Below are 26,920 nucleotides of genomic sequence, written 5' to 3'. Positions count from 1 at the left end.
ACACGTCGGGGGGCCCGAGTGCCGTACGGCACTCGGGCCCCGAGCTTCAACACCATCTGCCGACTGACTTACGTCGGCGTTCTTTTTCCGCCGGTCCGCCGGTGAGGGCGGGAGAGCGGGGATCGCGGATGCGTGACCGGGGACCACCTTCCGATCTGGGGCCTGCGGTACCCGGGCGGTGTGTGCCTCGCCCGGGCGATCCTGATGGCGTCTGCTCCTTACCTCGTTCGGTTCGGTTAGCTGGACGGACAGGAGGAGTACGGCTGCGCGACCCCGGGGGCCGCCCGGCCCGGCAGCCAGCGGAGGAACCCACCGTTTCCGGCTCCACCACTCCACTGCCGTGCCCTCTTCGCTGTCCGGCTACGAGAAAAACACTAGACCCGTGGTACGGGAGATGTCTACTCCCGCCACGATAGATTTTCTCCCGGGTGAAGATGCGAGGTTCAGGACTCGGTGCGGTACATGCGGTTCAGGACTCGGTCCGGTACATCAGGTCCACCTCGTGGGTGGTGAAGCCCATCCGCTCGTACACCGTCACCGCCGGCGTGTTGTCCGCGTCGACGTAGAGCATGACGGTGGGCAGCCCCTCGGCGGCCAGGTGGTGCAGGCCGATCGAGGTCAGCGCCTTGCCGAGGCCGCCGCCCTGGGCGTCGGGCAGCACGCCGACGACGTACACCTCGCCCAGCTGCTCCTCGGCGTGGACCTTCGTCCAGTGGAAGCCGATGAGTTCGCCGTCCCGCTCGGCCAGGAAGAACCCCTTCGGGTCGAACCAGGGCTCCGCCTTGCGGTCGTCCAGATCCTGCTGGGTCAGCGACCCCTGCTCGGGGTGGTGAGCGAAGGCGGCGCGGTTCACGGCGAGCCAGGCGGCGTCGTCACGGCCCGGCTCGAAGGTCCGTACGGTGACGCCCTCGGGCAGGACGGGCTCCGCGAGGTCGAGCGGGATCAGGCTCCGCCGGAGCTGGCGCAGCTCGCGGAAGAGGGAGAGGCCGAGGACCTGGGCCAGGTGCCGGGCCGCCGAGCTGCCGCCGTGCGCCCAGACCCGCAGCCGCTTGCCGGTCGCGGCGAGGAGCGCGGCGCCCAGCGCCCGCCCGTGGCCGGTGCCGCGCCGCTCGGGGGGGACGACGAGCTCGGCGGCCGGGGCCTCGACCGGGTCGGTGTCCTCCAACTGCGCGTAACCGGCGAGGGTCCCGTCGCTGGTGAGCAGGAAGTGGCGTACACCGACGCGGTGTCCGCCCCGGATCCGGAGCCTCCCCTGCTCGGAGACCGCCTGCCTGCCGTCGAACCGGGCCGCCTCGCCGAGGAGTTCGAGAACGGCGTCGGCCTGGGCGGGGTCGAGCGCGTCGAGGGCCTGAATCTCGCGTCCGGGGGAGGGGAGGGGTGCGTCAGTCGTCATGGGGACGAGCGTACGGCGAGGGAGTGCGGGGAGGGGGTGAGCTGGGGTGGCTGCGGGGCGGGGAGTGGGGGGTGTCCTGCGAGCTCGCCCAGGAGGAGCGCGATCTGGACCCGGGGCAATGACGCGACAGCGCGTTGCGCAATGCAGCCGGGCCAGGTCCGGGCCACTTCCGGTCCCCCACGGCGCCCTGCCGTTTCTGCCCCGATATGTGCTTCAAACGGGTGACAGAAGCCCCTTCCGAACCGTTTCTGACACGCCATTTGGCCGGATGGCAACCAGTCCGTAACCCCGAACACCTGTTGCGCTACGCGCGTTGACTCTAGGCTGCGGCACGCAGGATTCCAGACGTGTGACACCGAGGTGTGACACCGACCTGTGTCACTACTGACACCACTGACACCACAAGGGGACCGATGTCAGCGACTCCGCAGAAGAACCGTTCGGCCCGGCGGATGCTCGCCGCCGCCGCCGGTCTGGCCACCGTGGGCGCCCTCGTCGCCGCGATGCCGGCCGGTGCCCATGACCGGGGCAACGGGCACGGTCATGGCAACGGGCACGGCCACAATCCCCGTACCGTAGACGTGCAGTTGCTGTCCTTCAACGACCTGCACGGCAACCTGGAGCCCCCGGCCGGCTCTGCGGGCAACGTCTCCGAGACGCAGCCCGACGGCACGGTGAAGGCGATCCCCGCCGGTGGCGTCGAGTACCTGGCGACCTCGCTGCGCACCGCGCGCAAGGGCAACCCGTACTCCGTCACGGCGGCCGGCGGGGACATGGTCGGCGCGAGCCCGCTGCTGTCGGGCCTCTTCCACGACGAGCCGACGATCGAGGCGCTCAACGGCCTCGACCTGGACGTCTCGGCGGTCGGCAACCACGAGTTCGACGAGGGCGCGACCGAGCTGGCCCGCCTCCAGAACGGCGGCTGTCACCCGGTCGAGGGCTGTTACGAGAAGGGCAAGAAGTTCAAGGGCGCGGACTTCCCCTACCTGGCGGCCAACGTCACCAAGGAGAAGACCGGCAAGCCGCTGCTCAAGCCGTACACGGTCTGGAAGAAGAACGGCGTCAAGATCGGCTTCATCGGCGTGACCCTGGAGGGCACCCCGGACATCGTCACCGCGAACGGGGTCAAGGGCCTCAAGTTCCACGACGAGGTCAAGACGATCAACAAGTACGCCAAGGAGCTCGACCGCAAGGGCGTCAAGTCCATCGTCGCGCTGATCCACGAGGGCGGGGCCCCGGCCTCCACCTCGTACAACTACGACTGCGACAGCCCCGGCGCGGGCGACGGCATCTCCGGCCCGATCGTCGACATCGCCAAGGGCATCACGCCGAAGGTGGACGCCCTGGTCACGGGCCACACCCACCAGGCGTACGTGTGTACCGTCCCGGACCCGGCGGGCAAGCCGCGCATGGTCACCTCGGCCTCGTCGTTCGGCAAGCTGTACACGGACACCACGCTCACCTACGACCGCCGTACCAACGACATCGTCCGTACGTCGGTGAAGTCCGCCAACCACGTCGTGACCCGGGACCAGCCCAAGGCCACGGACATGACCCGCCTGATCGAGCGCTGGAACAAGCTGGCCGCTCCGATCGCCAACCGGCCGCAGGGCTGGATCAGCACCGACATCAACGGCCGCGGCTCCACGGCCCCCGAGAAGCCGCTCGGCAACGTCATCGCCGACGCCCAGCTCGAAGGCCTCGCCCCGGCCGACAAGGGCGGCGCGGAAGTCGCGTTCATGAACCCGGGCGGTATCCGCGCGGACCTGGTCCACAAGGCGTCCGGCAGTGAGGGCGACGGGGTCGTCACGTACGGCGAGGCGTTCACCGTCCAGCCGTTCACCAACATGATGAACGTCGTCGACCTGACCGGCGCCCAGCTGGTCACCGCGCTCCAGCAGCAGGTCAGCGGCTCCAACGCGGCCAGCCCGAAGATCCTCCAGGTCTCCAGGGGCCTCACCTACACCCTCGACCTGACGAAGACCGGCGCGGCCCGCGTGGTCACCGGCACCATCAAGCTCAACGGTGCGGCGATCGACCCGGCCAAGACGTACCGCGTCGCGATGAACGAGTTCCTCGCGGGCGGCGGCGACGGCTTCGCGGCCCTCGGCCAGGGCACGAACAAGCTGGTCGGCGCGTCCGACCTGGACCTGTTCAACGCCTACCTGGCGGCCCACTCCACGGCCGCGGCCCCGCTGGCCCCGCCGGCGACGGACCGGATCACGGTCATCCAGTAACCCCATGAGGGTGAGGGGCGGTGGGCCTGTGGGCCTGCCGCCCCTTTCCTTTAGGCTCCTGGAGATTCGGCCGGACGGGGACGTGCGGAACGCTTCCCACGGCTACCTCGCCATCAGGTAGGGGCGCGCCTCTCAGGGGAGATTGAGCCGGTTGCGGAGTTCGCTGCTCGGGTGCGTCAACCTCGTTGTGCGGCGAGGGATTTCATGACCTCGATCAGGTGTCCCTACCGTCGGAATCATGGACTGGAATTTTGAGACGGCCGAGAACCTCGCCGCCGCCCTGCGTGCCGGTGAAGTGACCTCGGTGGAACTGACCGACGAGGCGATCACCCGCATCGAGCGGGACGACAAGGCCATCAATGCGATATGCGTGCCGGACTTCGACCGTGCACGGGCCGCCGCGCGCGGTGCCGACCGGGCGCGTGCCCGCGGTGAGGACCGGCCGTTGCTCGGCATCCCCGTGACGGTCAAGGAGTCCTACAACATCGCCGGGCTGCCCACGACCTGGGGCATGCCGCCGTATCGCGACCACCAGCCGGCCGAGGACGCCGTGCAGGTGTCGCGGCTCAGGGCGGCGGGCGCGGTCGTGCTCGGCAAGACCAATGTGCCCCTGGGGCTGCAGGACGTGCAGACCTTCAACGACATCTACGGCACCACCAACAACCCGTGGGATCACCGTCGTACTCCGGGCGGATCCTCCGGCGGATCGGCGGCGGCCCTCGCGTCCGGATTCGGCGCGCTGTCCATCGGCTCCGACCTCGCCGGTTCGCTGCGCACCCCCGCACATTTCTGTGGCGTCTACGCCCACAAGCCGACGCTCGGGCTGGTGGCGAGCCGCGGAATGGTCCCGCCGGACGCCCTGGCACTTCCCGCCGAGCACGACCTCGCCGTCGTCGGTCCGATGGCGCGCACGGCCCGCGACCTCACGCTCCTGCTCGACGTCATGGCCGGACCGGACCCGCTGACGTTCGGTACGGCGTACGGCCTGACGCTGCCGCCCGCGCGCCACGAGCGGCTCCGCGACTTCCGGGTCCTGGTCCTCGACGAGCATCCGCTCATTCCGACCGGGTCCGCCGTGCTGGCGGGCGTGGAACGGGCGGCCGACGCGCTGGTCGACGGCGGTGCCCGGGTCGAGCGGTGCAGTCCCCTGCTGCCCGATCTGGCCGAAGCGGGCGTGCTCTACATGCAGTTGCTGGTCTCGGGATCCGTCGCGCGATTCCCCACCGACGCGTACGAGCAACTCCGTTCCGAAGTTGCCGAGTTGCGCGCGGACGACCTGAGTCTCGAAGCGGCACGGCTGCGCGGCATGGTGCTCAGTCACCGCGACTGGATCGAGGCGAACAACCGTCGCGAGCTCCACCGCCACGGCTGGCGGCGGCTGTTCACCGAGTTCGACGCCGTGGTGTGTCCCATCACGCCCACTCCCGCGTTCCCGCACGACCACCACCCCGATCCGCTGGAGCGGCTGATCGCCATCGACGGCGTCGAGCACCCGTACTTCGACCAGCTCGTCTGGGCCGGTCTGCCCACCATGCCCGGTCTGCCCGCCACCGCCGTACCTGCGGGCCGGTCCCCGGAAGGTCTGCCGGTGGGGGTGCAGATCGTCGGCCTGATGTTCGAGGACCGGACTCCGTTGCGGCTGGCCGAACTGCTTGAGCAGAGGATCGGCGGGTTCCGGGCACCGCAGTAGGGGCCCTGGGTCGAAGCCGTTCGTGAGTCCTGAGGCTGACGGCTCCTCCACCGCGCGGCGGGAGCGAACTCCTTGTGTCCAGCCCGGGAGCTGATGGCGTGGGCGGTGCGAACGAACAGGATGAATTTCACCGAGCACCAGCCCCTCAGGAGAGAAGGAAAACACCATGTCGCTCCGGACCGGACGCCGAACTCTCTCCGCACTTGCTGCACTTGCCGCAGGCCTCACACTGTCGAGCGCCCCCGTCGCCGCTTCCGCTTCTGCTTCTGCTTCCGGCCATCGGGAGGAGGCGCGGCCGGCCGGTGCGAGCGTCACCGGGAAGGCCGAGTTCGTCCTGACCTACCACCAGGACGACGACGTGCGGTCCTTCACCTTCGACGCCCATGCGGCCCCGTACACCCGTCCGCTGCCCGGGATTCCCACCGGTCTGCCGACCGACGCGCGCGGGTCGGTCACGGTCTCCCACTACTCGGCCGAGAAGGACATCACGTACACGGCCGAGGGACGGGTGGACTGCCTGGTCACCGGGGTGCGCACCGCGACCCTGACGGCGGTCATCACCGAGGTGAGCCCCGGCGGTCCTCCCACCCTTGGGAAGCGGCTCGGATTCAGCGTCTACGACGGGGGCAAGGACAAGGGCCGTTCCAAGGACCGTGTGGGCTTCTCCTGGAACGGCGTGAATCTGCTGCCGACGGCCGACGACAGCCCGCCCGAGGACGCCCCGGTCGGGACCTGCATGGCTCCCGCCCCGTACGCCCCGGTGACCAAGGGCGGGTACACGGTCAGGCACGCCGAACTGCCGCCCCCGCCGCCCGCACGCTGAACACCCGTGGAGCGGCGGCCGCCCGGAGCGCGGCCGCCGCCGAAAACCCGCCGCAGCAGGCGGTGTTGGCCGGGTAGGAAGGGGCGATGGCCGACGCATCGCTCGATCCCCTGGACCGTCTGACCGCCGAACGCGCCTGTGAGCGCCTGATCGTGGAGTTCGTCCACGAGCTGGACCTCGGTGAACCCGGCCGGGTGGCCGCGCTGTTCACGGCCGACGGGGTCTGGGAGTGGGCCGAGGGCGACCGCAGGATCGAGGGGCGGGACGGGCTGCGCGCCTACTTCGGCGCGCGGTCCGCCGACCGGCTCTCGCGCCGCATCTGTACGAACATCCTGGTGACCCTCACCTCCGGGTCGACGGCGACGGCGACCACGTACTTCACGACGTACCGCGTCGACGGCCACTCCGGCGGGGATGCTGTCGCCGAGGCCCCCGACTCAGGTGGGCCACTACGAGGACACGTTCCGCAAGGTCGGCGGCCTGTGGCTGATCAGTCGGCGCGCCCTCTTCCTGGCCTTCGGCGGGCCCACCGTACCGGCGCGCGGCGATACCGGCACTGGCCGGCGGGCTGCTGGTCGTCCTCTCGTGCCAGCCCGTGGCCGCCACCCTCCAGACGGCCTTCACGGGCACTGGCCTGTTCGCCGGGCCGGGCGATCTTCTTCGCCAGTGGCCGCTGCTGGGCCCCTGGGCGGGCCCGGCCGGTACGCCGGTCGGCGACTGGTTCCTGTACCGCGCGGCCGACGCGCTGATGCTCGCCGCGGTCTGCGCGACCGTACTCGGGCTGCTGGTGGGCCAGTTGGTGCGGATGGCCCTGACCGTGAGCGATTCCGGCATGCGCTGGGGGCTGGTGCAGCTGTCCGCAGGCATCGGCGGCGGTGTCCCGGCCGCGCTGACGTTCGGCCTGGTGGCGGGGGCGGCCGCCGCCGTGACGCTGCGGGTGGCGGGTGGCGGGTGGCGGGTGGCGGGTGGCCGGGCGGGTACGGGTGGGGCGGGGGCCTTGGACGGTACGTGGCCTGGGCCTGCGGAGCCGGGCCCTGACGTTGCGGGTTCCGCCGTCACGGGCCCCGGACCGGATCTCCGGCCGCAGCCCTCCCCGAACCACTGACGCTCCTCCGAACAGAGCCGGGCGTCACTTCAGCGACTTCTGGGAGGCGACGACGACCCCGTACAGGTCCCCGATCGTGGCCAGGGCGCTGTCGTGCACCTGGCGGGCGTCGAGGTCGGTGCCCAGGAGCGGCAGCGACCGGGTCGCGCAGGCGTCCGCGGCGACGGTGGGGCGGTTGCCGCGCAGGAACGCGCCCTGCGCGGTGAACGTCACGCACATGTGCGTCATCCAGCCGACGACGATGACGTCCTGGCCCTCGGGGACGTATGCGCCCAGGTCGGTGCCGTGGAAGGCGTTCGGCGCCTGCTTGACGACGACCGGCTCGCCGTCGACCGGTGCGACGGCCGGGTGGATCCGGCCGATCTCGGCCCGGATGTCGTACGGAGTTCCCTCGCCGCCGTCGTTGATGACGTGGACGACCTGGGTCCCCGCCTCGCGGGCCCGGGCCAGCAGCTCGGCGGCGGCTTCGAGTGAGGCCTGCCAGCCGTCGAGCTCCATCACGCCCCGCGTGTAGGTGTTCTGGAAGTCGATCAGGACCAGCGTCGAGCCGGACAGGGTGGCCGGGGTCGCGTCGAAGCCGTTGAGCTCGCGCAGGGTGGTTCGGGACATGGGTGTACCGCCGATTCGAGTCGCGTGGAGGAGGCGCAGGAGTCTCGGGAGGGGGTTCCCGTCCCTGTGAGCCGTGCATTCGACGCTATGGCCTCGCCCGCATGTCGGCAATGACGGATAACCTGCAGATACCGACATGGGTGTGGCGACCGGAGGAGCCGGCAGTGGGCAAGGTCCGACGACTCGTCGTCATCGTCCTCTTCGACGGCGTCGATCTGCTCGACGTCACCGGCCCGCCCGAGGTCTTCTCGCTCGCCCGGCGCGAGACGGACGACGCGGCGGATTACGAGGTCGCTCTCGCCGCCGAGAGCCTGGAGCCCGTCACCACCGGAGCCGGGGTCCGCATCCTCCCGGACATCACGTTCCGCGAAGCGGCCGGGCGGAGCATCGACACCCTGATCGTGCCCGGCTCGGTCGAGGTCGACAGCGAACGCCGGGTTCGGGCCGTGGTCGACCCGGAGCTGGTCCGCTGGGTGAAGACCCTCGCCGCGCGGGCCCGGCGGGTCACCTCCGTATGCGTCGGGGCGCATCTCCTGGCCGCCGCAGGCCTCCTGGACGGCAAGCGTGCCACCACCCACTGGTCCACCGCCCGCCAACTGGCCGCCGAGCACCCGGCGGTGGAGGTCGACGCCGACCCGATCTTCATCCGCGAGGGCGATGTGTGGACGGGGGCGGGCATCAGCGCCTGCCTGGACCTGTCACTCGCCCTGATCGCCGACGACCTCGGCGAGGCCGTCGCGCTGCGCGTCGCACGGCAGTTGGTGATGTACGTGAAGAGGCCGAGCGGGCAGAGCCAGTTCAGTGTTCCCCTGGAGCAGGTCGCGACGACCCGCCGCATCGAGGACCTGCGGCACCACATCATGCGCCACCTCGGCGAGCCGCTGACGGTGATGGACCTGGCGGAGTTCGCCCACGTCAGCGACCGCCACCTCACGCGAATCTTCAAGAGCGAGCTCGGCATGACCCCGTACGCCTACATCGAGTCCGTCCGGGTCGAGAAGGCCCGTAACGAGCTGGAGTCCACCGATGCCACGCTGGAACGCATTGCGTCCGCCTGCGGGTTCGGTACGACGGACACGCTGGTACGGGCGTTCCGGCGGCGGCTGGACACGACGCCGACGGAGTACCGGCGCCGGTTCAGGACGTCGTACGCGGGCTGACAGGGCGCTCTACGTAAGGATGGCTCAGCTCCACCTGTCAGTCACTTTCCGGCGCGATGAGAATGCTCAGCGTGACCTTCCCGCTGGTGTGAGGCGCGAGGAGAGATGCGATGGGGCAGCACGGCGACGGCAAGGGCGGCTCCGAGGGTGACACGAAGTAGTCACCGAAGGAGTCGGACGGTCAGTGCAGCGGACCGGTGAGTAATCCGCCGAGGAAGAAGTGACCGGGCTGTGAGCTCGCCCGCAGGCCTGCTGGAGATCCTCCGGGAGAAGGGAATTCCCCTCGGCCCGTGGGGAGACGCTGTGGCTTCCGTGCCACGGGAGCTGTTCCTGCCCGACGAGGTCGAGGTCGGGGACGAGTTCGTCTCTCGCGCCACCTCCCCGACGCGGTGGCTGGAGGTGGCCCACACCGACGTATCGGTGACCACCCAGGTCCACGACGGCCGCCCGACGGGACCGGAAGAGTACCGTTTGCCGACGTCGTCCAGCTCGCAGCCGTCCGTCATGCTGGAGATGCTGTCGCTGCTCGGCGTGCAGGCCACCGACCGGCTCCTCGAACTGGGTTCCGGCACCGGCCTCAACGCGGCGTGGCTCGCCCACCGCGTAGGTTCCCACCGTGTCGTCTCCGTCGAGATCGACCCGGTGCTCGCCGAGCAGGCGGTCAAGAACACCCCGGCAGCGGGCCTTTCCCCGTGCATCGTCCAGGGCGACGGGGAACACGGCCGGCCGGCCGGTGCCCCCTACCAGCGCGTCATCGCCACCTACGCGGTCACGGCGATCCCCTACGCCTGGGTGGAGCAGGTGGCGGCCCCGCAAGGCCGGATCGTCGCCCCCTGGGGCGGGTCCTTCTTCCCCTACTCCTTCGCGGTCCTCGACGTCAGGGACGGCCGTGCGGAGGGGAGGTTCACCGGCTACCCGGCCTTCATGCGGGACCGCACCCCACGCCCCGAACTGGCGATCCAGCGGATCCGGGACGAGGCGCGGGGCCTGCTCGCCGAGTTACCGGAGGGGCAGCGCCCGGCGTTGGGATGGGCCGAAGGGGCGGGCCGGGTTCGTGCTCTCGGGGCCCTGTACGGAGGGCGTACCTGCGGGTTCTCGTTGCGGCACGGGGACGGGTGGAGCGAGTGGGCCGTCCGCCCGCACCTCGTGCTGCCCGCCGATCCGGAGGCCTTGGCGGCGGAGCTGTCGGCGGAGGACATGCCGTGCGGCGTGTGCGCGCTCTGCCGGCACGGCCGTTGACCGTGGACATCCCGGGCCCGTGCCGCGTGTGAGGCTCGCCCGGACACCCCTTCCGCGACAGGGTGGGGCCATGAGCAACGAGACACCGACCGGCACGGAGAACACCCTCAAGACCGTCATCCATGTCGAGGACGTGGAACCGCACGAGGTGGCCCCCGGCATCCTGCGCCGCAAGCTGCCCGCCACCGACTACGCCCGAGGCTGGCTGATCGACTTCGCCGCCGGTACGGAGTGGCCCGAGGTCGACGAACACCCCACCGAGGAGCGGTACTTCGTCATCAGCGGTGAGGTGATCGACGGCGGTGAGCGGCACGGCCCGGGGTCGTACGTGGTGTTCGCGCCGGGGAGCGAGCACCGGCCGCGCACGGAGACCGGGGCCCGGATGCTCGGCATCTCGATGATGAACGCCTGAGCCGTCGGGCTTGCGGTTGCCGCTGCGGCAGCTCCTACCGTCGTGACCAGGGCCGGGACGGGCCGGTCCTGGTCAAGCGTTCGTGAGGGAGAGGGGAGCGGTCATGGACCGGCCGATCGCGGAAGTCGCCCGGATGTCGGGTGTGACCGCCCGGACCCTGCGGCACTACGACGAGACCGGTCTGTTGCCGCCCGCCCGGATCGGGGCCAACGGTCACCGCCGTTACGAGGAGCGCCAGCTTCTGTTGCTGCAACAGATTCTGGTCCTCCGGGCGTTGGGCGTCGGGCTTCCCGAGATCGGCCGGATCCTGTCCGAGCGGGTCGACGAGGTGGAGGCCCTGCGCGGGCACCACCGGCGACTGGTCGCCGAGCGGGACCGGCTCGATGCCCTGGCCGGAACCGTCTCCCGCACGATCGCCGAACTGGAGCAGTCCAGGAAGGACGGCAGAGAAATGACCGCGGTCAACCGACCGGAGAACCTGTTCGAGGGCGTCCAGCCCTCCCAGTACGAGGAGAACCTGCGGGACTTCCCCGCGCTCGCCGAGGCGGAGGCCGGGCAGCGCGAACGTACCGCGCTCATGATCCGGCCGGCCGAGCTGATGGCCGCCGGGACGGACGCGGGAGCCGGTGCCGTACTCGCGGAGATCGACGGACAGTACCGGGCCCTGACGGAACTGAGCCCCGTCTCCGCCGACGAGTTCCGCGCGATCGGGCGCTCCTGCGTGGACAACGAGCAGTGGCGCGGTGCGTACGGGGCCATCGCGCCGGGCCTGGCCGCGTACCAGCGTGACGCCATAGTGGCCTACGCCACCTCCAGGCTGGGCTGAGCCCCAGGCGAGGGGGCCGGTCAGGCCGCCGTGGCCCGCCGCAGCGTCTTGCGGTGTGCCCGGTTCGTCGCCATCAGCACGTCCAGGGCGTCACGGGTGCGGACCAGCTCCTCGATGTGGGCGGAGAGCCGTTCCCGCTCCTGCTCCATCCGTTCCATGGCGGCGTCGGACGTCGTCTCGCTCGGAGCGTCCACGCAGGGCAGCAGTTCCGTGATGGTGCGGCTGGACAGACCTGCCGCGTAGAGCCGCTGGACGAAGCCGACACGGTCGATGTCGGCGTCCCGGAAATGCCGCTGTCCGCTGGGGCTGCGCGTACTGGTGAGCAGGCCCTGCTCCTCGTAGTAGCGCAGGGACCGGACGCTGACGCCGGCCGCCTTCGCGAGTTCCCCGATGCGCATGCCGTCCGTCCGTCCTTCTCGTCTTGGTCCTCTTCGGGCTTGCCTCTGACATTGATGTCAGGTTTTAGCGTAGCCGCAGTGCCCGGCTCGCGGGTACCGCGTCACGAGGAGGACGGACGGCATGACCCTGATCGACACCAACCCCGGCACCCACTCCGAGGCCCACGCCGAGGCCCACGCCGACACCCTGTTCACCGGCTACCGGCTCGGTGACCTCACCCTCCCCAACCGGGTCGTGATGGCCCCCATGACCCGCGTCCGGGCGGCCGCCGAGGGCCTGGCGACGCCGTCGATGGCGACGTACTACGCCCAGCGGGCGACCGCCGGGCTCATCGTGTCCGAGGGGGTGCAGCCGAGCCTGATCGGGCAGTCGAACCCGGGCACGCCGGGGCTGTACACCGATGAGCAGGTCGCCTCGTGGCGGCCGGTCACCGCAGCCGTGCACGCGAACGGGGGCCGGATCTTCGCGCAGATCATGCACGGGGGGCGGGTCTCGCACCCCGACACGACCGGGATGGTGCCGGTCGGGCCGTCCGCCCTACCGGCCGTCGGTGAGGTGTTCACCCCGACCGGGCCCCAGACCGCGCCGATGCCCCGCGCCCTGGACACCGCCGAGGTCCCCGAGCACGCGCGGTCGTACGCGTCGGCTGCCCGCCGGGCCGTCGATGCCGGGTTCGACGGGGTCGAACTGCACGGCGCAAACGGCTACTTGATCTCCCAGTTCCTCTCCTCCAACGCCAACCTGCGGACGGACCGTTACGGCGGGACCGTCGCCAACCGCGTACGGTTCGCGGTCGAGGCGGTGGAGGCGACCATCGACGCCGTGGGCGCGGCGCGGACCGGCATCCGGCTCTCGCCGGGCGGGACGTTCTGGGGCGTCGAGGAGAAGGACGTACCCGAGCTCTACGCCGTACTGCTGGGGGAGCTGGCGCGGCTGGAGCCCGCGTACGTGCACCTGGAGGCGACCGTCGAAGACGACACGCTGGTGGCTCTGCGCCGTGCGTGGCCCGGGACCCTGGTCATGAACCCGGTGCTGCCGATGGGGGACCGGCGCGCCGAGCGTCCGGACGCGGACCGCTGGCTCGGGCTGGGTGCGGACCTCATCAGCTTCGGCCGGGCCTTCATCGCCAACCCCGACCTGGTCGAACGGCTGCGCGCCGGGCTGCCGCTCGCCGCGGAGGACGCCGCGACGTACTTCCAGGGGGGTGACACGGGGTACGTCACGTATCCGGCGTACCAGCACGCGGGCTGAGCCCGGCCGGAGAGACGGGGGAAAAGGCGGTGCGTCCCGGGAGCGCGCTTGCCAGACTCGTGGGCATGACGGAGAAGATCACTCGCATCAACCCCGATCAGCTGCACGATACGCCCGGATACCACCACATCACCGTGGTGGAGGCCGGCCGCACGGCCCATCTGGCGGGGCAGTGCCCGATCGGCCCGGACGGTGACATCGTCGGGCCCGGCTCCCACCTGGAACAGGCGGACCAGGTCGCCGCCAACGCGCTCGTCGCTCTGGCGGCGGTGAACGCCGGGCCGCACCACGTGGTGCGGTCGGTGATCTACGTGAAGAGCGACGACGGGCCGACTCTCGCGTCGGTGTGGGCCCGGCTCAACTCCTCGGCTCTCGGGCCGGCGTTCACCACCGCGAGCACGCTGCTGGGTGTCGCGCAGCTGGGCTATCCCGGGCAGCTCGTGGAGGTGGACCTCACGGCGGCGCTGCCGGACTGAGGGGCCCGGCCCTCTTCCCGCTGTGACGTGCACCCGTCAGAATCCAAGGGCCTGCCCCCCCACGGCCCTCGGAGGCGCTTCCATGTCCAGCACCCCTGTCCCCAAGTCACCTGCGCGGTCTCGCCACTTGAGTTCGCGCAGAGCCTTCCTGGCCGGCGCCCTCGCCGTCTCCGCCACCGCCGTCGTCGGGGCCGCGCCCGCCGTCGCGGCCACCCGGGAGCGGGCGGTCCGGGGGACGCAGGACTGGATGGGCGGCCTGCCCGACGCCACCGCGCTCCAGCGGCTGACGATCCCGGGTACGCACGACTCGGGCGCGCGGTTCGGCGGGCCGTGGTCGGAGTGCCAGAACACCACGATCGCGCAGCAGCTGGAGAGCGGGATCCGCTTCCTCGACGTGCGGTGCCGGATCACCGGGGGGTCGTTCGCGATCCATCACGGGGCCGCGTTCCAGAACATGATGTTCGGCGATGTCCTCGTGGCCTGCTGGAACTTCCTGGCCGCGCGGCCGAGCGAGACCGTGCTGATGCGGGTGAAGCAGGAGTACTCGTCCGAGAGCGACGCCTCGTTCCGGGCGGTCTTCGACGACTACCTCGACGCGCGGGGGTGGCGGTCGCTCTTCCGGCTCGACTCCACGCTGCCCACGCTCGGCGGGGCGCGGGGCAAGGTGGTGCTGCTGGCCGACAACGGCGGGCTGCCCGGGGTGCGGTACGGCGATCCGGCCGTCTTCGACATCCAGGACGACTACATGGCGGAGCCGTTCGCCAAGTACCCGAAGATCGAGGCCCAGTTCCGTAAGGCCGCCCAGCAGCCGGGCAAGTTCTTCATGAACTACGTCTCCACCGCCGCCCTGATGCCGCCCCGCTGGAACGCCGACCGGCTCAACCCGCAGGTGCACTCGTTCCTGGAGCGGTCCGAGACCGCCGGGTGGACGGGGCTCGGCATCGTCCCGCTGGACTACCCGAACCAGCGGGGCGGGCTGGTGGAGTCGCTGATCCGGCACAACCCGGTGGGGTGACGGCGGCCGGAACGTAGGCTCACCCCTTCCATGATCATTTCCTAAGGGGTGGGGATGCCATGAGCCTGTTCGGAACACTGAGGAGACCCGCCGTCGCGCTGGGCGTGCTGGTGCTGCTCCTCGTCGGCGCGGCCGCCGTGCCGTCGGCCCAGGCGGCCGCGTCGGGCCGAGCGGGCCAAGTGGCCCAGGCGGCGCAGGCGGTCGCGCCGGTCGTGGCGGAGCCGAAGAACCTCCAGGTCATGTCGTGGAACATGTGCGACGTTCCGCGCTGGGGCTGTACGGACACCGGCACGAGCGCCCAGAAGGCGGGCGTGGCCAAGATGCACGTCGACAACACCTGGGTGCACGCCGTCCTCCTCCAGGAGGTCTGCGAGAACACCCTCGCCACCCTGATGACCGAGCTGGGCCCCGGGTGGGGCAATGCGTTCCACCCGTACCGCTGGTCGCAGGCCGGTGCGAAGCACGACAGCCCGTGTGTGGAGGGGAAGCCCGAGCGGGCGGGAACCGCGATCATCGTCAAGGGCGGGATCCAGGACGCCCGCACCTACCCGACCACCCAGCCGTGGACGGGGCTCCAGGCGCCGTTCCACTGCGCGACGGCCCCCTACCGGGACAACGTCCGGCTCTGCAACGTCCACGCCTCCTGGCTGGGCATCAACCCGGAACATCCCACCTGGGACTACCGGGACGACCAGTTCGCGGAGATCAAGGCGGTCGTGGACCAGTTCCCCCGTACGGTCTTCGGCGGTGACTTCAACGCCCGGTCGCCGGACGTGCCGAACAACGACCACGCCTGGGTTTGGCCGCAGGGCCTCTACTCGCAGGGCCCGGGCACCGACGGGTACCAGGAGTGCGACCGGACGGGGACGTCCCGCACCGGCCGCCCGACGCACGGTTCCGGGGTGAAGATCGACTACGTCTTCAGCAGCGAGACCCGGCGCTGGTGTGCCGTCGCCGACACGGTCTACTCGGACCACCACGTGATGATCGAGAGCGTGGCCGTCGGCTGAGGCACCGGAGTCGCTGCGCGGCCGCCGGGGGTGTTCACATCCCCGGCGGCGGCGTAGGCGCCCCCGGCAGCCTGATCGTCGCGACCGTGCCGGGGCCGGTGTCCGGGGCCGGGCGGAGGGTGATCTCGCCGCCCGCCTGCTGGATCGTGCGGGCCACGATGGACAGGCCCAGGCCCGAGCCGGGGAGCTGGCGGGCCGAGGGGGAGCGCCAGAAGCGTTCGAAGACGTGCGGGAGTTCCTCGGCGGGGATGCCGGGGCCCCGGTCCCGGACCGAGAGTTCGCCCCGGTACAGGTGGACGTCGATCGTGGCGCGGGGCGGGCTGAACTTCACCGCGTTGTCCAGGATGTTGACGATCGCCCGCTCCAGGGCGGCCGGTTCGGCCCGTACGTACCAGGGGGCCAGGTCGGCCGTGATCGTCAGCTCGGGGCCGCGGAGGCGGGCGCGTTGCAGGGCGGTACGGGTGATGTCGTGCATGCCCACCACCTGGAGCGGACCGGGCTGGGCGGCGTCGGGGCGGGCCAGTTCCTGGAGGTCGCCGATGAGGGCGGCCAGCTCCGTCATCTGGGCCTTGACCGAGGCCATCAGCGCCTTGCGGTCGTCCGGCGGGATCACCCGGCCGGTCTCGTCGCTGCGGGCCAGCAGCTCCACGTTCGTCCGGAGCGAGGTGAGCGGGGTGCGCAGCTCATGGCCCGCGTCCGCGATCAGCTGGGCCTGGCGGTCGCGGGAGGAGGCGAGCTGGGCCGCCATGGAGTTGAAGGAGTGGGACAGGCGGGCGATCTCGTCCTCGCCGTCGACCGGGATCCGTACGGTCAGGTCCTCCGTGCGCGCCACGTGTTCGACGGCCTCGGTCAGCTCGTCCACCGGGCGCAGGCCCGCCCTCGCCACCCAGAGCCCGGCCGCGCCCGCGCCGACCACGCCGATGCCGCCGACGAGGGCGAGCACCCAGGCGAGGGTGGAGAGCGGTGCGTCGATCTCGCTGAGCGGGCGGGCCACCGAGACGGCGAGCTGGTTGTTGGCCTGGCCGGAGCCGACCACCGGCGGCAGCTTGCGGGTGTAGACCCGCATGTCCTGGCCGTCGTCGTTCTCCGTCGTGTGCAGGGCGTCGGTCTCCCGGCCGGCCGCCACGGCGACGTCCTTCGGCTGGGCGGGTACGGGGGTGGTGTTCGGGGCCGTGCAGTAGCTGCCGTTGGCCGCGACGATCTGCACGGTGTACTGGCCGGGGAACTCCTGGGCCGGCAGCTGCCCGCCGCTCAGGCACGAGGTCAGCAGATCGCGCATCGGCTCGTTGTCCATCTTCGCGTTGCGCAGCGAGTCGTCGAGCTGGTCCTCCAGCTGGGCCCGGGTCACGAACCAGCACGCCACCGCCACCGCCGCGACCGCCACCGCGACCGCCGTGGCCACGAGGATCGCGAGCCGGGACCGCAGCGGCAGCGCCCGGAAGCGGCGTACCAGCCCTTTCCTGGCGGGAGTCGCCTCGTCCGCGGACGGTTCCGTGCCGTCCGCGCCGGTGGGTTCCAGCCTGCTCACGCCTCGCCGCTCCCGCCCGTGCGGAGCGCGTAGCCGACCCCGCGCATGGTGTGGACCAGGCGCGGCTCGCCGCCCGCCTCCGTCTTGCGGCGCAGGTACATCACGTACACGTCCAGGGAGTTGGAGCTCGGCTCGAAGTCAAAGCCCCAGACCGCCTTGAGGATCTGTTCCCGGGTCAGCACCTGGCGCGGGTGGGCCAGGAACATCTCCAGGAGCGTGAACTCGGTACGGGTCAGCTCGACCCGGCGATCGCCCCGGGTGACCTCGCGGGTGGCCAGGTCCATCCGCAGATCGGCGAAGGAGAGGACGTCGTCGTCGGGGGCCTCCGCGCCCGCCGCCGACGCCGCGTACGAGCTGCGGCGCAGCAGGGCCCGGATGCGGGCGAACAGCTCGTCCAGCTCGAACGGCTTGACCAGGTAGTCGTCCGCGCCCGCGTCGAGGCCGGTGACCCGGTCCCCGACGGTGTCGCGGGCGGTGAGCATGAGGATGGGCGTGGTGGAGCCGGTGGCCCGGATGCGGCGGGCGGCGGTGAGGCCGTCCATGCGGGGCATCTGGATGTCCAGGACGATGAGGTCGGGGGCGTACGCCTCGGCCATCGCCAGGGCGTCGTACCCGTCGACCGCGACCCGGGTGCCGTACCCCTCGAAGGCGAGGCTGCGCTGCAGCGCCTCCCGTACGGCCGGTTCGTCGTCGACGATCAGGATGCGCTGGGGATCGTCTTCGGCGGGGCTCATCGCTGCTGGTCCTCTTCTCGTGTCGACCCGGTCCGCCCGCTCTGCGGGAGTGTCTCAGCCTCGCACGGTCAGGACCCGTCGCCCGCGCGCAGGGTGTCCAGGTCGGCCTTGAGCGTGTTCACCGGGATCGCGAAGCCGAGACCCACGCTGCCCGCCGACGAGCCGCTGCCCGCCGCCGAGGAACTGGGCGCGTACATCGCGGAGTTGATGCCGACGATCTCCCCGTCCATGTTGATCAGCGCGCCGCCGGAGTTGCCGGGGTTGAGCGAGGCGTCGGTCTGGAGCGCCTTGTACGTGGTCGTCTTCTCGCCCGTGTCGCCGTTGAACTGCTGCCCCCCGAACTCGAACGGCCACTGCTGACCGCCGCCCTGCCCCTGTCCCTGACCTTGTCCCTGGTCCTGGCCGGAGCTGCCGGAGTCGTCCTTGGCGACCGTGACGTCCCGGTCGAGCGCCGAGATGATGCCGCTGGTGACGGTGCCGGTCAGGCCCTCGGGCGAGCCGATCGCCACGACCTGGTCGCCCACCTTGACCTGCGAGGAGTCGCCGAGCGCGGCCGTCTTCAGGCCGCTCGCGCCACGCAGCTTGATGAGCGCGAGGTCCTTGTCGGGGTCGGTGCCCACGACGTCGGCGGTGTAGGTCTTGCCGGTGGAGAGCGTGACCTCGATCTGCTGGGCGCCCGAGATCACGTGGTTGTTGGTGACGATCTCGCCGTCCTCGGTGATCACCACCCCGGACCCGGTGGACTTGCCCGCCGAGGAGGCCGCGCCGATCTCGACGATGGCGGGGGAGACCGCCTCGGCGACGCCGGAGACGGTGCCCTTGCTGCTCTGCGAGACGGTGGTGCCCTGGACCACGCCGGTGGAGCCGGTGGCGCTCGCCCCGCCGTCGGTGAGCTGCCCGACCAGCGTGGCCGTACCGCCGCCGATCACGGCCGCGGCGAGGGCGACCGCCGCCAGCAGCGCCACCGGCCGCTTCGCCCGGCGGTCGCGGTGCCCGGGGGCGGGGGGCTCGGAGGAGTACGAGGAGGGGTCGGGGGCGTACGGAGGGGGCGGCGGGTAGCCGTCGTACGCGGTGCTGTACGCCGTGTCGTACGGGTACGGGGTGGGGTTCTGGTCCTGATCCGTCGTGTACGCGCCGCTCGGGCGGGGGCTCTCCGTCATGTGCATCAGCCTCGCGAGCCAAGATGAGAGCAGCCTGAGTACGTCCTGAGAAGCCCGGAAGAACCGCGTATGCCCGCTGTAAGGACGGCTGCCGGCGCCCGGATCGGCTCTCGGTTCAGGCGCCCGGATCAGCTCACGGCGCCCGGGTCAGCTCTGGGTGAGGAACACGGCCCACGTGCAGGGCGCGCACGTCAGGACGTACCCGAGACCGCCCCCGTAGTTCGCGGCCGTGGCCGTGTCGTTGCCCTCCTCCAGGTGCGCCACGAACGCCATCGGCTTCTCGCACTCCGGGCAGTCCGGCGCCCGGTCCGCGTAGTACCAGTCGGGCTCGCCGCCCAGGGAGCCCAGCACCGCGCGCCCCCGGCCGCAGAGCTCCGCGTACGCGGAACGGGCGTCGTCGTAGGTGTCCTCCTCGACGGTCACGGTCTTGACCGCCGACACCGCACCCAGCCGGGTCTCCCCCTCGGCGGGGACCGTCGCAGGGACGAGCCCGCCGGATATCCCGGACGGGAAGAGGTAGGCCCGGTTCCCGCCGTCGAAGGGGTCCCACTCCTCGCACTGGCCGGGATCGTTCGCACAGATGAAGACGGCGACGGTCCCGTGCTCCACCGGCAGCTGGGCCAGGAACTGCAGCGCGCCGTCACAGGTGGCGCACCGGGGCCAGGTGAAGCCGACGGGGACGAGCGGTATCCCGCCGGTGCGCAGCCCGGTGGCGGTCTCGCCCGTCGTGCCGTCGTAGATCATCAGGGTCTGTGCCATGCGCGGGAGTCTAGGACGGGCCTCCGACACCCCCTGCGGCGGCAGGCGAACAGGCGGTCACGCCGACGCGTTCGGCTCCCCGCAGCCGCACGAGCGCCGGATCACCAGCGCCGAGGGGAACTGCTTCAGCCGCTCCCGCCGCGAGCCGACGACCCGGAGCGAGTCGTCGAGCACCAGGTCCACGGCGGCCCGCGCCATCGCCGGACGGTCGGAGAAGACCGTGGTCAGCGGCGGATCCGTGAGCCCGGCCTCCTTCACGTCGTCGAAGCCCGCGACCGCCAGCTCACCGGGCACGTCGATGCGCAGCTCGCGCGCCGCCCGCAGCACCCCGATGGCCTGGTCGTCGGTGGCGCAGAAGATCGCCGGCGGGCGGTCCGGGCCGGCGAGCAGCCCGAGCGCCACCTGATAGGCGTCGTACCGGTTGTACGGGGCCTGGAAGAGCCGGCCCTCCGTCGAGCGGCCGGACTCGTGCATCGCCCGGCGCCAGCCCTCGACGTGGTCGGCGACCGGGTCACCGACGGCCGGGGTCTCCTCCGTACCGCCGAGGCAGGCCACGTACGCGTTGCCGTGCTCCAGCAGGTGGCGGGTGGCGAGCTGGGCGCCGCCGACGTCGTCCGTGACGACCGCGACGTCGTCGATCGCCTCGGGGCGCTCGTGCAGCAGCACCACCCGGGCGTCCCACGCCTCTATCTCCGCCGCCGCCCGCTCGCTGGGGCCCTGGCTGACCAGGATCAGCCCGGAGACGCGCATGCCGAGGAAGGCGCGCAGATAGTGGACCTCACGCTCGTCGCGGTAGTCGGAGTTGCCGACGAGCACCATTTTCCCGCGCTCGGCCGCGGCCTGTTCGACCGCGTGCGCCATCTCCGCGAAGAAGGGCTGCCGGGCGTCCGGGACGATCATTCCTATGAGGTCGGTCCGCCGCGAGGCCATGGCCTGGGCGACCCGGTCGGGCCGGTAGCCCAGCTGCTTGATCGCGGCGAGCACCCGCTCGCGCGTGGCCGGGGCGACCGGCCTGGGTCCGTTGTTGATGACGTAACTGACGACCGCGGTCGACGTCCCCGCCAGTCTCGCCACATCGTCCCGCGTCACCTTGGCCACGCGCGGCAGTCTACGCGGATGGAACTACCTCTTGGCAGCCTCTACCGGGGCTTCTTCCGCCGCCGTGGCCGAAGACGACTGCTCCGAACGGGCGACGGGCTCGGCGGCCTTCTGCTGGGCGGCCTGCCGCTCCTTCGCCTCCTCGGCGGCGCGCTCCACCTTCTCGGGGGTGACGAAGCGGTAGCCGACGTTACGGACGGTCCCGATCAGTGACTCGTGCTCGGGGCCGAGCTTGGCGCGCAGCCGCCGGACGTGGACGTCGACCGTCCGCGTACCGCCGAAGTAGTCGTAGCCCCAGACCTCCTGGAGGAGCTGGGCGCGGGTGAACACCCGGCCCGGGTGCTGGGCCAGGTATTTCAGCAGTTCGAATTCCTTGAAGGTCAGGTCCAGGACCCGGCCCTTGAGTTTCGCGCTGTACGTGGCCTCGTCGACGGAGAGATCGCCGTTGCGGATCTCCATCGGGGAGTCGTCGGAGGTGATCTGCTGCCGGCCGGTGGCCAGCCGCAGCCGGGCCTCGACCTCGGCGGGCCCCGCGGTGTCCAGCAGGACGTCGTCGATGCCCCAGTCGGCGGTGACGGCCGCGAGGCCGCCCTCGGTGACGACGAGGATCAGCGGACAGCCCGGTCCGGTGGACCGCAGCAGCTGACAGAGCGACCGGACCTGAGGCAGGTCGCGGCGCCCGTCGATGAGGATCACATCGGCGCCCGGGGTGTCCACCAGGGCCGGGCCCTCGGCGGGGGCCACCCGCACGCTGTGCAGCAGGAGGCCGAGGGCGGGAAGCACCTCCGTCGACGGCTGGAGTGCGTTCGTCAACAGCAGCAGTGAACTCATCGCCGCCCACCTGCCTGGTTCGGTCGATCGTTTTGCACGGTTCGCTCGCCCATTACGTCGGTCCTCCTCGTTCCCTGCGAGAGGGGCACTCCCGGGTCGGACCCGGGGGAGTATGCGGCACTGCTTCGTACGGCTGTACGGCGATTCCCCGCGATCACGCTGCGGCGTTCGTCATACAGGTTTTACGGTGCGGTCCCGCGCCCTGGGACCGCTGAGCTTGTTGAAACGTCTCCGTAACAACGCCCGGGAAGCACAAAAGGACCCGGGGGCTGCATTGCCCGGATCCTCTTCACAGCAGAATAGCCCACATGAGTTCTGTGTCCGAGGGTCCATTCCTGAGTTCTTCTGTTCCCTTGCTCACGCCTTACCGCCGGTACGCCACATTGCTGACCGATGACGGGGTTCCGGTCGAGGCGGTGTACGAGCCGTGTACGGCAGGTTTCGGGGCCCGGGGGAGCGGTCCGGGGGACGCGGTGGCGGACACCCCCGTGATCGTGGTGGCGCACGGGTTCACCGGCTCGGTCGACCGGCCCGCCGTACGACGTGCCGCGCGGGTGTTCTCCCAGCGTGCGGCCGTCATCACGTTCTCCTTCCGGGGGCACGGACGGTCCGGCGGGCGCTCCACGGTGGGCGACCGCGAGGTGCTGGATCTGGCCGCCGCGGTGGCCTGGGCGCGGACCCTGGGGCACGTCCGGGTCGTTACGGTCGGGTTCTCCATGGGCGGTTCCGTGGTGCTGCGGCACGGCGCTCTGTATACGGAAGAATCCGAGGCACGGGGTGCGGCCGTTCGTGTACCGGTGCGCGAACGGCGCATGGGGGAGCACTTGGGGGCGCACTCGGACGCGGTGGTGGCGGTGAGCTCTCCCGCCCGCTGGTACTACCGGGGTACGGCCCCGATGCGCCGCCTGCACTGGGTGGTCACCCGCCCCTCTGGCCGGTTCGTCGGGCGGTACGGATTCCGTACCCGGATCGCCACCGACGAATGGGACCCGGTCCCGCTCTCCCCGGTCGAGGCGGTTCCGCTCATCGCCCCGGCCCCGCTGCTGCTCGTGCACGGCGACCGGGACCCGTACTTCCCGCTGGACCACCCGCGGATGCTGGCCCGGGCGGCGGGCGAGGGCGGGGCTGAGCTGTGGCTGGAGCGGGGGATGGGGCACGCGGAGAACGCGGCGGACGACGCCCTCCTCGCCCGGATCGCCGACTGGGCGACGGCCCCGCCGTCCGCGTGACCCATCATGGAGAGCTGACGCACGAGCTGTGAGTCGACCGGACCCACCGAACCTAAGGAGTGGCGCCATGGCAGCGGGGACGATCCGCTACTGGGCTGCGGCCAAGGCCGCCGCGGGCACCGCGGAGGAGCCGTACGCGGCGGAGACCCTCGCCGAGGCGCTCGACGCGGTGCGCGACCGGCACCCCGGAGAGCTGGGCCAGGTGCTCCGGCGGTGCTCGTTCCTCATCGACGGCAACCCCGTCGGTACCCGCGGGCATGAGACCGTACGCCTTGCCGAGGGCGGCACGGTCGAGGTGCTCCCGCCGTTCGCAGGAGGGTGAACCGCAGGCCATGAGCAGCAGCGATCAGCAGTACCCGTATCCGTACGACCCCCAGCAGCAGCCGCAGCAGCCCCAGGCATCGCAGTACTGGCCCGACGGGACGGCCGGGCAGCCCGCGCCGCCCCAGGAGCCGGGCGGCCACGACCAGGGCGCGACGCAGACGTGGCAGGCGCCGACCTGGGACACGCAGTACCAGCCGACGATCCAGCGGGACCAGCACGCGGGGCATGCGCAGGCCTACGGGCAGCCGCAGCAGCCGGACGCGTACGGGGCCGGGCAGCAGCAGCCGGATGCGTACGGGGCCGGGCAGCAGCAGCCGGATGCGTACGGGGCCGGGCAGCAGCAGCCGGATGCGTACGGGGCCGGGCAGCAGGACCCGTACGGGACGGGGTCGCAGCAGCCGGACCCGTACGCGACGGGGTCGCAGCAGTCCGACCCGTACGGGACACCGCAGCCGCAGTACCAGGAACCTCAGCCTCAGCACCACCGGCCGTACCAGCAGTCCCACTCCGGGCAGCACCAGCAGCAGCCGTTCCGGCCCGCCGCCGACACCGCCTACCTGCCTCCGCAGGGCGCCTCCGGCTCCCTCCCGCTGCCGCCCGAGGCGCAGGCGGCCCCCGGGCCAGTGACCCCGGCCGCGCCCCAGCCTTCGCAGCCGGGCCCCGACGCCTCCGGCTACAGCGCGCCCACCACCCTCGGCAACGCCCGGCTCACCGACGCCCAGCGGGCCCGGGCCGAGGGACGTTCGCCGGTCATCGCGCCCGGGATGCAGCCCGCCGCGATCACCGCCGGGCTCGGCCTGCTCCTCGCGGGCGGCGCGGCCATCGGCCCGTACGCCCTGCTCGTCCCGCTCGTCCTCCTCCAGGCGGTGACCGCCGCCGGATGGTTCCGGCTCAACGGCATGTGGCCGGCCCGCCAGGGCATCGCGCTCGCCTTCGCCGGCGGCCTCGTCGCCGATGTCGCGCTCCTCGCGGCGGGCCGCGAGAACGGGCCCGCCGCGCTCCTGGGCACCCTGGGGGTCTGGGTGCTGCTCACCGTGGTCCTCCAGCTCCGCTCCCCCGCGACCGGCGAGGAGCGGATGTCCGGGCTGATGGCCACGGTCGTCTCGGCGGCCCTCGCGGTGCTCGCCGCCGGACACCTCGCGGCGGTCCCGGACGCGGTGACGGTCGGCGGGGTGGCGGTCGCGGCCGCCGTACTCACCCGTGCGCTGCCGCTGCCGGGCATCGCGTCCGTCGTGGTGGCGCTCCTCGCGAGCGCGGGCGCCGGCATCGCGGCGGGCGGGTTCACGGACTACGGCAGCCAGGGGGCGCTCCTCGGCCTCGCGGCGGGCGTCAGCGCCCTGATCGGGCTGCGGGTGGCGAGCTACGACTACCCGTCCCGCTTCGTCCACATGACGGCGGGCGTGGCGCTGCCGCTCACGGTGGCGGCCCCGGCGGTCTACCTGATCGGCCGCGCGCTCGTCTGACGTGCGGGTGAGGGGCCTGACGCGCCCTCAAAGGGGGTACACGCTCCGGGAACCGATCGGGTGGTGCCGCTCGTCGATCACCCGGGGCGTCCCCTGCTGTCGCAGTAGGCTCACGGATGCCGGGGGGACCGTACGGCCGAGGTGGGGGAAACGACACACATGCGCGCACTGCGAATACTGCTGGTCCTGCTGGTGGTGGTCGGCGGCCTGTTCGTCGCCCTCGACCGGGTGGCGCTCCACTTCGCCGAGTCGGAGGCCGAGGACCGGGTCAGCATCAGCGGGGGCAGCGCCGGGAAGACCGAGATATCGATCAAGGGCTTCCCCTTCCTCACCCAGCTCGCCGCGTCCGAGTTCGACCGGGTCGACGTCACCCTCACCGGCATGAAGACCGAGGCCGCCGGCCGCGCGATCCGGGTCGACGAGGTCCGGGCGCGGCTCCAGGACGTGAAGCTCGGCTCGGGCTACTCCACCGCCACGGCGGCCCGCGCCACCGGCACCGCCGTCGTCTCGTACGCGGACCTCACGGCGGCTGCGGAGGACGGAGTCACCGTCGCGTACGGCGGCGACGGCAAGGTGAAGGTCACCGGCACGGTCGAGATCCTCGGCCGCCCGATCTCCCGCAGCGTGCTCTCCACGGTGACCCGGGCCGACAGCCACACGATCAAGGTGCGCGCGGACGAGGTGCCGGGCGAGGGCATCCCGGGGCTCGAGCAACTGGTCCGTACGAGGACGGACTTCGAGGGCGACATCGACGGTCTGCCGGAGGGGCTCGAACTTCAGAAGATCCAGGTGACGGAGAAAGGCCTGGAGATCGCGCTGGACGGCTCGGACGTGTCGCTGACGGGCTGAATCCCCGTACCGATCCCCGCGCCACGGCCTGCGATCCGGATAGTGAGACGCCGGTGTCCGGTCAGTAGATGCGCGGCGGGCGAACGGGGACGGGAAACCGGCTCCGGGGCGCGCCTCCCCGCATCGCGTCTCACATCATGGATGATCGCGTCTCACCATGCGACACGACGGTGACATCTCCGCCCGTACCTCCCTACGATCGGACCCATGAAGCGACAGGCGGATCTCACGAAGCGGCGGGCAGTAGACCTGTGCCGCGTCGCCGCCATGCTCTGTCGCACCTCCTGAGCGGGGCGTTCGTTCCGTCCCGTCTCTCCCCGGCCCTTCGACCACCGTCAGGGCCGGCCCCCGTGCCCCGTACGCGCCGCGCTCCGTCCGTCCGCGTGTATACCCGCACCCCCGCAGGATCACTCCGCATCTCGCACCACCCGCCGCAGACTGCCCCGGAGGAGAACAACATGAGCCGCAGCGACGTCCTGGTAGACGCCGACTGGGTCGAGGCCCACATCGACGACCCGCAGGTCGCCATCGTCGAGGTCGACGAGGACACCTCCGCGTACGAGAAGAACCACATCAGGAACGCGATCCGGATCGACTGGACGAAGGACCTCCAGGACCCGGTCCGCCGTGACTTCGTGGACCAGGCCGGCTTCGAGAAGCTGCTCAGCGAGAAGGGCATCGGCAACGACACGCTGGTCGTCCTCTACGGCGGTAACAACAACTGGTTCGCGTCCTACGCCTACTGGTACTTCAAGCTGTACGGCCACGAGAACGTCAAGCTGCTCGACGGCGGCCGCAAGAAGTGGGAGCTCGACTCCCGCGACCTGACCGACGCCGTCCCGGCGCGCCCGGCCACCCAGTACAAGGCCAAGCCGCAGGACGAGTCGATCCGCGCCTACCGCGACGACGTCGTGAAGGCCATCGGCAGCCAGAACCTGGTCGACGTGCGCTCGCCCGACGAGTTCAGCGGCAAGCTGCTCGCCCCGGCGCACCTCCCGCAGGAGCAGTCGCAGCGCCCCGGCCACGTGCCGAGCGCCCGCAACATCCCGTGGTCGAAGAACGCCAACGACGACGGCACCTTCAAGTCGGACGACGAGCTCAAGGCCCTCTACGAGGACGAGCAGGTCGACCTGGCGAAGGACACCATCGCCTACTGCCGCATCGGTGAGCGCTCCGCGCTCACCTGGTTCGTCCTGCACGAGCTGCTCGGCCAGGAGAACGTCAAGAACTACGACGGCTCGTGGACCGAGTACGGCTCCCTCGTCGGCGTGCCGATCGAGCTCGGCCCCGCCAAGTAACC

At 71.4% G+C, this 26,920-nt stretch carries 27 protein-coding genes and 1 pseudogene; 19 read left to right on the top strand and 9 right to left on the bottom strand.

Annotated features, from left to right (window positions below):
* Nucleotides 1–469: 469 nt before the first annotated feature.
* Nucleotides 470–1,393: a mycothiol synthase gene (gene mshD, locus ACK8N7_RS16755; RefSeq protein ID WP_403218020.1), complete on the bottom strand. Its 924-nt coding sequence runs from the start codon at nucleotides 1,391–1,393 to the stop codon at nucleotides 470–472.
* A gap of 413 nt (nucleotides 1,394–1,806) precedes the next feature.
* On the opposite strand from mshD, the gene ACK8N7_RS16750 reads away from it, so the two are divergent.
* The 5 genes and pseudogenes from ACK8N7_RS16750 to ACK8N7_RS16730 all read left to right on the top strand — a co-directional run bounded on the left by ACK8N7_RS16750 (nucleotide 1,807) and on the right by ACK8N7_RS16730 (nucleotide 7,248).
* Nucleotides 1,807–3,630, top strand: coding sequence for a bifunctional metallophosphatase/5'-nucleotidase (locus ACK8N7_RS16750; RefSeq protein ID WP_403218019.1), 1,824 nt, complete (start codon nucleotides 1,807–1,809; stop codon nucleotides 3,628–3,630).
* 238 nt (nucleotides 3,631–3,868) lie between these two features.
* The gene (locus ACK8N7_RS16745; protein WP_500443007.1) at nucleotides 3,869–5,320 is read left to right on the top strand and encodes an amidase; all 1,452 of its coding nucleotides are present in this window, start codon (nucleotides 3,869–3,871) and stop codon (nucleotides 5,318–5,320) included.
* 166 nt (nucleotides 5,321–5,486) lie between these two features.
* Nucleotides 5,487–6,143, top strand: coding sequence for a hypothetical protein (locus tag ACK8N7_RS16740; protein ID WP_500443005.1), 657 nt, complete (start codon nucleotides 5,487–5,489; stop codon nucleotides 6,141–6,143).
* Nucleotides 6,144–6,229: 86 nt separating this feature from the next.
* Nucleotides 6,230–6,674 (top strand): annotated as a pseudogene (locus tag ACK8N7_RS16735) (nuclear transport factor 2 family protein); the annotation flags it as partial.
* A gap of 64 nt (nucleotides 6,675–6,738) precedes the next feature.
* On the top strand, nucleotides 6,739–7,248 hold the full coding sequence (locus tag ACK8N7_RS16730; protein WP_403218051.1) for a hypothetical protein: 510 nt from the start codon (nucleotides 6,739–6,741) through the stop codon (nucleotides 7,246–7,248).
* 24 nt (nucleotides 7,249–7,272) lie between these two features.
* On the opposite strand, the gene ACK8N7_RS16725 is transcribed toward ACK8N7_RS16730, so the two are convergent.
* Nucleotides 7,273–7,857, bottom strand: coding sequence for an isochorismatase family protein (locus tag ACK8N7_RS16725; RefSeq protein ID WP_403218016.1), 585 nt, complete (start codon nucleotides 7,855–7,857; stop codon nucleotides 7,273–7,275).
* A 164-nt stretch (nucleotides 7,858–8,021) separates the two neighbouring features.
* Between ACK8N7_RS16725 and ACK8N7_RS16720 the strand changes: the two genes are divergently transcribed.
* The 4 genes from ACK8N7_RS16720 (at nucleotide 8,022) to ACK8N7_RS16705 (ending at nucleotide 11,494) form a co-directional block, all read left to right on the top strand.
* Nucleotides 8,022–9,017: a GlxA family transcriptional regulator gene (locus tag ACK8N7_RS16720; protein ID WP_403218015.1), complete on the top strand. Its 996-nt coding sequence runs from the start codon at nucleotides 8,022–8,024 to the stop codon at nucleotides 9,015–9,017.
* A 303-nt stretch (nucleotides 9,018–9,320) separates the two neighbouring features.
* Nucleotides 9,321–10,256 carry a methyltransferase domain-containing protein gene (locus ACK8N7_RS16715; protein WP_403218014.1) on the top strand — a complete coding sequence of 312 codons (936 nt, stop codon included), beginning with the start codon at nucleotides 9,321–9,323 and terminating at the stop codon, nucleotides 10,254–10,256.
* Between the two features lie 70 nt (nucleotides 10,257–10,326).
* Nucleotides 10,327–10,668, top strand: a complete 342-nt coding sequence (locus tag ACK8N7_RS16710; RefSeq protein ID WP_403218013.1) for a cupin domain-containing protein — start codon at nucleotides 10,327–10,329, stop codon at nucleotides 10,666–10,668.
* Between the two features lie 103 nt (nucleotides 10,669–10,771).
* The gene (locus ACK8N7_RS16705; protein ID WP_403218012.1) at nucleotides 10,772–11,494 is read left to right on the top strand and encodes a MerR family transcriptional regulator; all 723 of its coding nucleotides are present in this window, start codon (nucleotides 10,772–10,774) and stop codon (nucleotides 11,492–11,494) included.
* Nucleotides 11,495–11,514: 20 nt separating this feature from the next.
* Here the strand turns inward: ACK8N7_RS16705 and ACK8N7_RS16700 are convergent, their stop codons facing one another.
* Nucleotides 11,515–11,892 (bottom strand): MerR family transcriptional regulator, encoded by a 378-nt coding sequence (locus ACK8N7_RS16700; protein ID WP_403218011.1) that lies wholly within the window; start codon nucleotides 11,890–11,892, stop codon nucleotides 11,515–11,517.
* A gap of 121 nt (nucleotides 11,893–12,013) precedes the next feature.
* On the opposite strand from ACK8N7_RS16700, the gene ACK8N7_RS16695 reads away from it, so the two are divergent.
* The 4 genes from ACK8N7_RS16695 to ACK8N7_RS16680 all read left to right on the top strand — a co-directional run bounded on the left by ACK8N7_RS16695 (nucleotide 12,014) and on the right by ACK8N7_RS16680 (nucleotide 15,645).
* The gene (locus tag ACK8N7_RS16695) at nucleotides 12,014–13,144 is read left to right on the top strand and encodes an alkene reductase (RefSeq protein WP_403218010.1); all 1,131 of its coding nucleotides are present in this window, start codon (nucleotides 12,014–12,016) and stop codon (nucleotides 13,142–13,144) included.
* A gap of 65 nt (nucleotides 13,145–13,209) precedes the next feature.
* Nucleotides 13,210–13,620: a RidA family protein gene (locus ACK8N7_RS16690; protein ID WP_500443001.1), complete on the top strand. Its 411-nt coding sequence runs from the start codon at nucleotides 13,210–13,212 to the stop codon at nucleotides 13,618–13,620.
* Nucleotides 13,621–13,702: 82 nt separating this feature from the next.
* Nucleotides 13,703–14,635 (top strand): phosphatidylinositol-specific phospholipase C, encoded by a 933-nt coding sequence (locus tag ACK8N7_RS16685; RefSeq protein WP_500442999.1) that lies wholly within the window; start codon nucleotides 13,703–13,705, stop codon nucleotides 14,633–14,635.
* A 59-nt stretch (nucleotides 14,636–14,694) separates the two neighbouring features.
* Entirely contained in the window at nucleotides 14,695–15,645 is a 951-nt protein-coding gene (locus ACK8N7_RS16680; protein ID WP_500442997.1) for an endonuclease/exonuclease/phosphatase family protein, read from the top strand.
* 34 nt (nucleotides 15,646–15,679) lie between these two features.
* On the opposite strand, the gene ACK8N7_RS16675 is transcribed toward ACK8N7_RS16680, so the two are convergent.
* The 6 genes from ACK8N7_RS16675 to ACK8N7_RS16650 all read right to left on the bottom strand — a co-directional run bounded on the left by ACK8N7_RS16675 (nucleotide 15,680) and on the right by ACK8N7_RS16650 (nucleotide 21,755).
* Complete coding sequence (locus ACK8N7_RS16675) at nucleotides 15,680–17,164, bottom strand: HAMP domain-containing sensor histidine kinase (RefSeq protein WP_500445763.1); 1,485 nt, start codon at nucleotides 17,162–17,164, stop codon at nucleotides 15,680–15,682.
* Between the two features lie 5 nt (nucleotides 17,165–17,169).
* Nucleotides 17,170–17,907 carry a response regulator transcription factor gene (locus tag ACK8N7_RS16670; protein ID WP_500442995.1) on the bottom strand — a complete coding sequence of 246 codons (738 nt, stop codon included), beginning with the start codon at nucleotides 17,905–17,907 and terminating at the stop codon, nucleotides 17,170–17,172.
* Nucleotides 17,908–17,975: 68 nt separating this feature from the next.
* Entirely contained in the window at nucleotides 17,976–19,073 is a 1,098-nt protein-coding gene (locus tag ACK8N7_RS16665; RefSeq protein WP_500442993.1) for a S1C family serine protease, read from the bottom strand.
* Nucleotides 19,074–19,214: 141 nt separating this feature from the next.
* Complete coding sequence (locus ACK8N7_RS16660) at nucleotides 19,215–19,826, bottom strand: hypothetical protein (protein WP_403218005.1); 612 nt, start codon at nucleotides 19,824–19,826, stop codon at nucleotides 19,215–19,217.
* Nucleotides 19,827–19,883: 57 nt separating this feature from the next.
* On the bottom strand, nucleotides 19,884–20,924 hold the full coding sequence (locus ACK8N7_RS16655; RefSeq protein WP_403218004.1) for a LacI family DNA-binding transcriptional regulator: 1,041 nt from the start codon (nucleotides 20,922–20,924) through the stop codon (nucleotides 19,884–19,886).
* Between the two features lie 24 nt (nucleotides 20,925–20,948).
* The gene (locus tag ACK8N7_RS16650) at nucleotides 20,949–21,755 is read right to left on the bottom strand and encodes a response regulator transcription factor (RefSeq protein WP_350681974.1); all 807 of its coding nucleotides are present in this window, start codon (nucleotides 21,753–21,755) and stop codon (nucleotides 20,949–20,951) included.
* 308 nt (nucleotides 21,756–22,063) lie between these two features.
* Between ACK8N7_RS16650 and ACK8N7_RS16645 the strand changes: the two genes are divergently transcribed.
* From ACK8N7_RS16645 to ACK8N7_RS16620, 6 genes are all read left to right on the top strand, one after another.
* Nucleotides 22,064–22,984: an alpha/beta hydrolase gene (locus tag ACK8N7_RS16645; protein WP_403218003.1), complete on the top strand. Its 921-nt coding sequence runs from the start codon at nucleotides 22,064–22,066 to the stop codon at nucleotides 22,982–22,984.
* Between the two features lie 67 nt (nucleotides 22,985–23,051).
* Nucleotides 23,052–23,306, top strand: a complete 255-nt coding sequence (locus ACK8N7_RS16640; protein WP_403218002.1) for a MoaD/ThiS family protein — start codon at nucleotides 23,052–23,054, stop codon at nucleotides 23,304–23,306.
* Nucleotides 23,307–23,316: 10 nt separating this feature from the next.
* Nucleotides 23,317–24,771, top strand: coding sequence for a hypothetical protein (locus tag ACK8N7_RS16635; RefSeq protein ID WP_500442989.1), 1,455 nt, complete (start codon nucleotides 23,317–23,319; stop codon nucleotides 24,769–24,771).
* 159 nt (nucleotides 24,772–24,930) lie between these two features.
* Nucleotides 24,931–25,620 (top strand): LmeA family phospholipid-binding protein, encoded by a 690-nt coding sequence (locus ACK8N7_RS16630; protein ID WP_403218000.1) that lies wholly within the window; start codon nucleotides 24,931–24,933, stop codon nucleotides 25,618–25,620.
* A gap of 207 nt (nucleotides 25,621–25,827) precedes the next feature.
* Complete coding sequence (locus ACK8N7_RS16625; RefSeq protein WP_350240574.1) at nucleotides 25,828–25,908, top strand: putative leader peptide; 81 nt, start codon at nucleotides 25,828–25,830, stop codon at nucleotides 25,906–25,908.
* A 170-nt stretch (nucleotides 25,909–26,078) separates the two neighbouring features.
* On the top strand, nucleotides 26,079–26,918 hold the full coding sequence (locus tag ACK8N7_RS16620) for a sulfurtransferase (protein WP_403217999.1): 840 nt from the start codon (nucleotides 26,079–26,081) through the stop codon (nucleotides 26,916–26,918).
* Nucleotides 26,919–26,920: the final 2 nt, after the last annotated feature.

Origin of the sequence: Streptomyces griseobrunneus (assembly GCF_046713465.1) — a bacterium.
In the GTDB taxonomy this organism is placed as follows: domain Bacteria; phylum Actinomycetota; class Actinomycetes; order Streptomycetales; family Streptomycetaceae; genus Streptomyces; species Streptomyces microflavus.
Note: the sequence above shows the minus strand (reverse complement) of the source record. Positions and strands in the feature narration are given on the sequence as shown.

Bases quoted from the DNA above. Each gene is read 5' to 3' on its own strand.
- mshD (WP_403218020.1), bottom strand. From the start codon at position 1,393: ATGACGACTGACGCACCCCTCCCCTCCCCCGGACGCGAGATTCAGGCC.
- ACK8N7_RS16750 (WP_403218019.1), top strand. From the start codon at position 1,807: ATGTCAGCGACTCCGCAGAAGAACCGTTCGGCCCGGCGGATGCTCGCC.
- ACK8N7_RS16745 (WP_500443007.1), top strand. From the start codon at position 3,869: ATGGACTGGAATTTTGAGACGGCCGAGAACCTCGCCGCCGCCCTGCGT.
- ACK8N7_RS16740 (WP_500443005.1), top strand. From the start codon at position 5,487: ATGTCGCTCCGGACCGGACGCCGAACTCTCTCCGCACTTGCTGCACTT.
- ACK8N7_RS16725 (WP_403218016.1), bottom strand. From the start codon at position 7,857: ATGTCCCGAACCACCCTGCGCGAGCTCAACGGCTTCGACGCGACCCCG.
- ACK8N7_RS16710 (WP_403218013.1), top strand. From the start codon at position 10,327: ATGAGCAACGAGACACCGACCGGCACGGAGAACACCCTCAAGACCGTC.
- ACK8N7_RS16705 (WP_403218012.1), top strand. From the start codon at position 10,772: ATGGACCGGCCGATCGCGGAAGTCGCCCGGATGTCGGGTGTGACCGCC.
- ACK8N7_RS16700 (WP_403218011.1), bottom strand. From the start codon at position 11,892: ATGCGCATCGGGGAACTCGCGAAGGCGGCCGGCGTCAGCGTCCGGTCC.
- ACK8N7_RS16695 (WP_403218010.1), top strand. From the start codon at position 12,014: ATGACCCTGATCGACACCAACCCCGGCACCCACTCCGAGGCCCACGCC.
- ACK8N7_RS16690 (WP_500443001.1), top strand. From the start codon at position 13,210: ATGACGGAGAAGATCACTCGCATCAACCCCGATCAGCTGCACGATACG.
- ACK8N7_RS16685 (WP_500442999.1), top strand. From the start codon at position 13,703: ATGTCCAGCACCCCTGTCCCCAAGTCACCTGCGCGGTCTCGCCACTTG.
- ACK8N7_RS16680 (WP_500442997.1), top strand. From the start codon at position 14,695: ATGAGCCTGTTCGGAACACTGAGGAGACCCGCCGTCGCGCTGGGCGTG.
- ACK8N7_RS16670 (WP_500442995.1), bottom strand. From the start codon at position 17,907: ATGAGCCCCGCCGAAGACGATCCCCAGCGCATCCTGATCGTCGACGAC.
- ACK8N7_RS16665 (WP_500442993.1), bottom strand. From the start codon at position 19,073: ATGCACATGACGGAGAGCCCCCGCCCGAGCGGCGCGTACACGACGGAT.
- ACK8N7_RS16660 (WP_403218005.1), bottom strand. From the start codon at position 19,826: ATGGCACAGACCCTGATGATCTACGACGGCACGACGGGCGAGACCGCC.
- ACK8N7_RS16650 (WP_350681974.1), bottom strand. From the start codon at position 21,755: ATGAGTTCACTGCTGCTGTTGACGAACGCACTCCAGCCGTCGACGGAG.
- ACK8N7_RS16645 (WP_403218003.1), top strand. From the start codon at position 22,064: ATGAGTTCTGTGTCCGAGGGTCCATTCCTGAGTTCTTCTGTTCCCTTG.
- ACK8N7_RS16640 (WP_403218002.1), top strand. From the start codon at position 23,052: ATGGCAGCGGGGACGATCCGCTACTGGGCTGCGGCCAAGGCCGCCGCG.
- ACK8N7_RS16635 (WP_500442989.1), top strand. From the start codon at position 23,317: ATGAGCAGCAGCGATCAGCAGTACCCGTATCCGTACGACCCCCAGCAG.
- ACK8N7_RS16630 (WP_403218000.1), top strand. From the start codon at position 24,931: ATGCGCGCACTGCGAATACTGCTGGTCCTGCTGGTGGTGGTCGGCGGC.
- ACK8N7_RS16625 (WP_350240574.1), top strand. From the start codon at position 25,828: ATGAAGCGACAGGCGGATCTCACGAAGCGGCGGGCAGTAGACCTGTGC.
- ACK8N7_RS16620 (WP_403217999.1), top strand. From the start codon at position 26,079: ATGAGCCGCAGCGACGTCCTGGTAGACGCCGACTGGGTCGAGGCCCAC.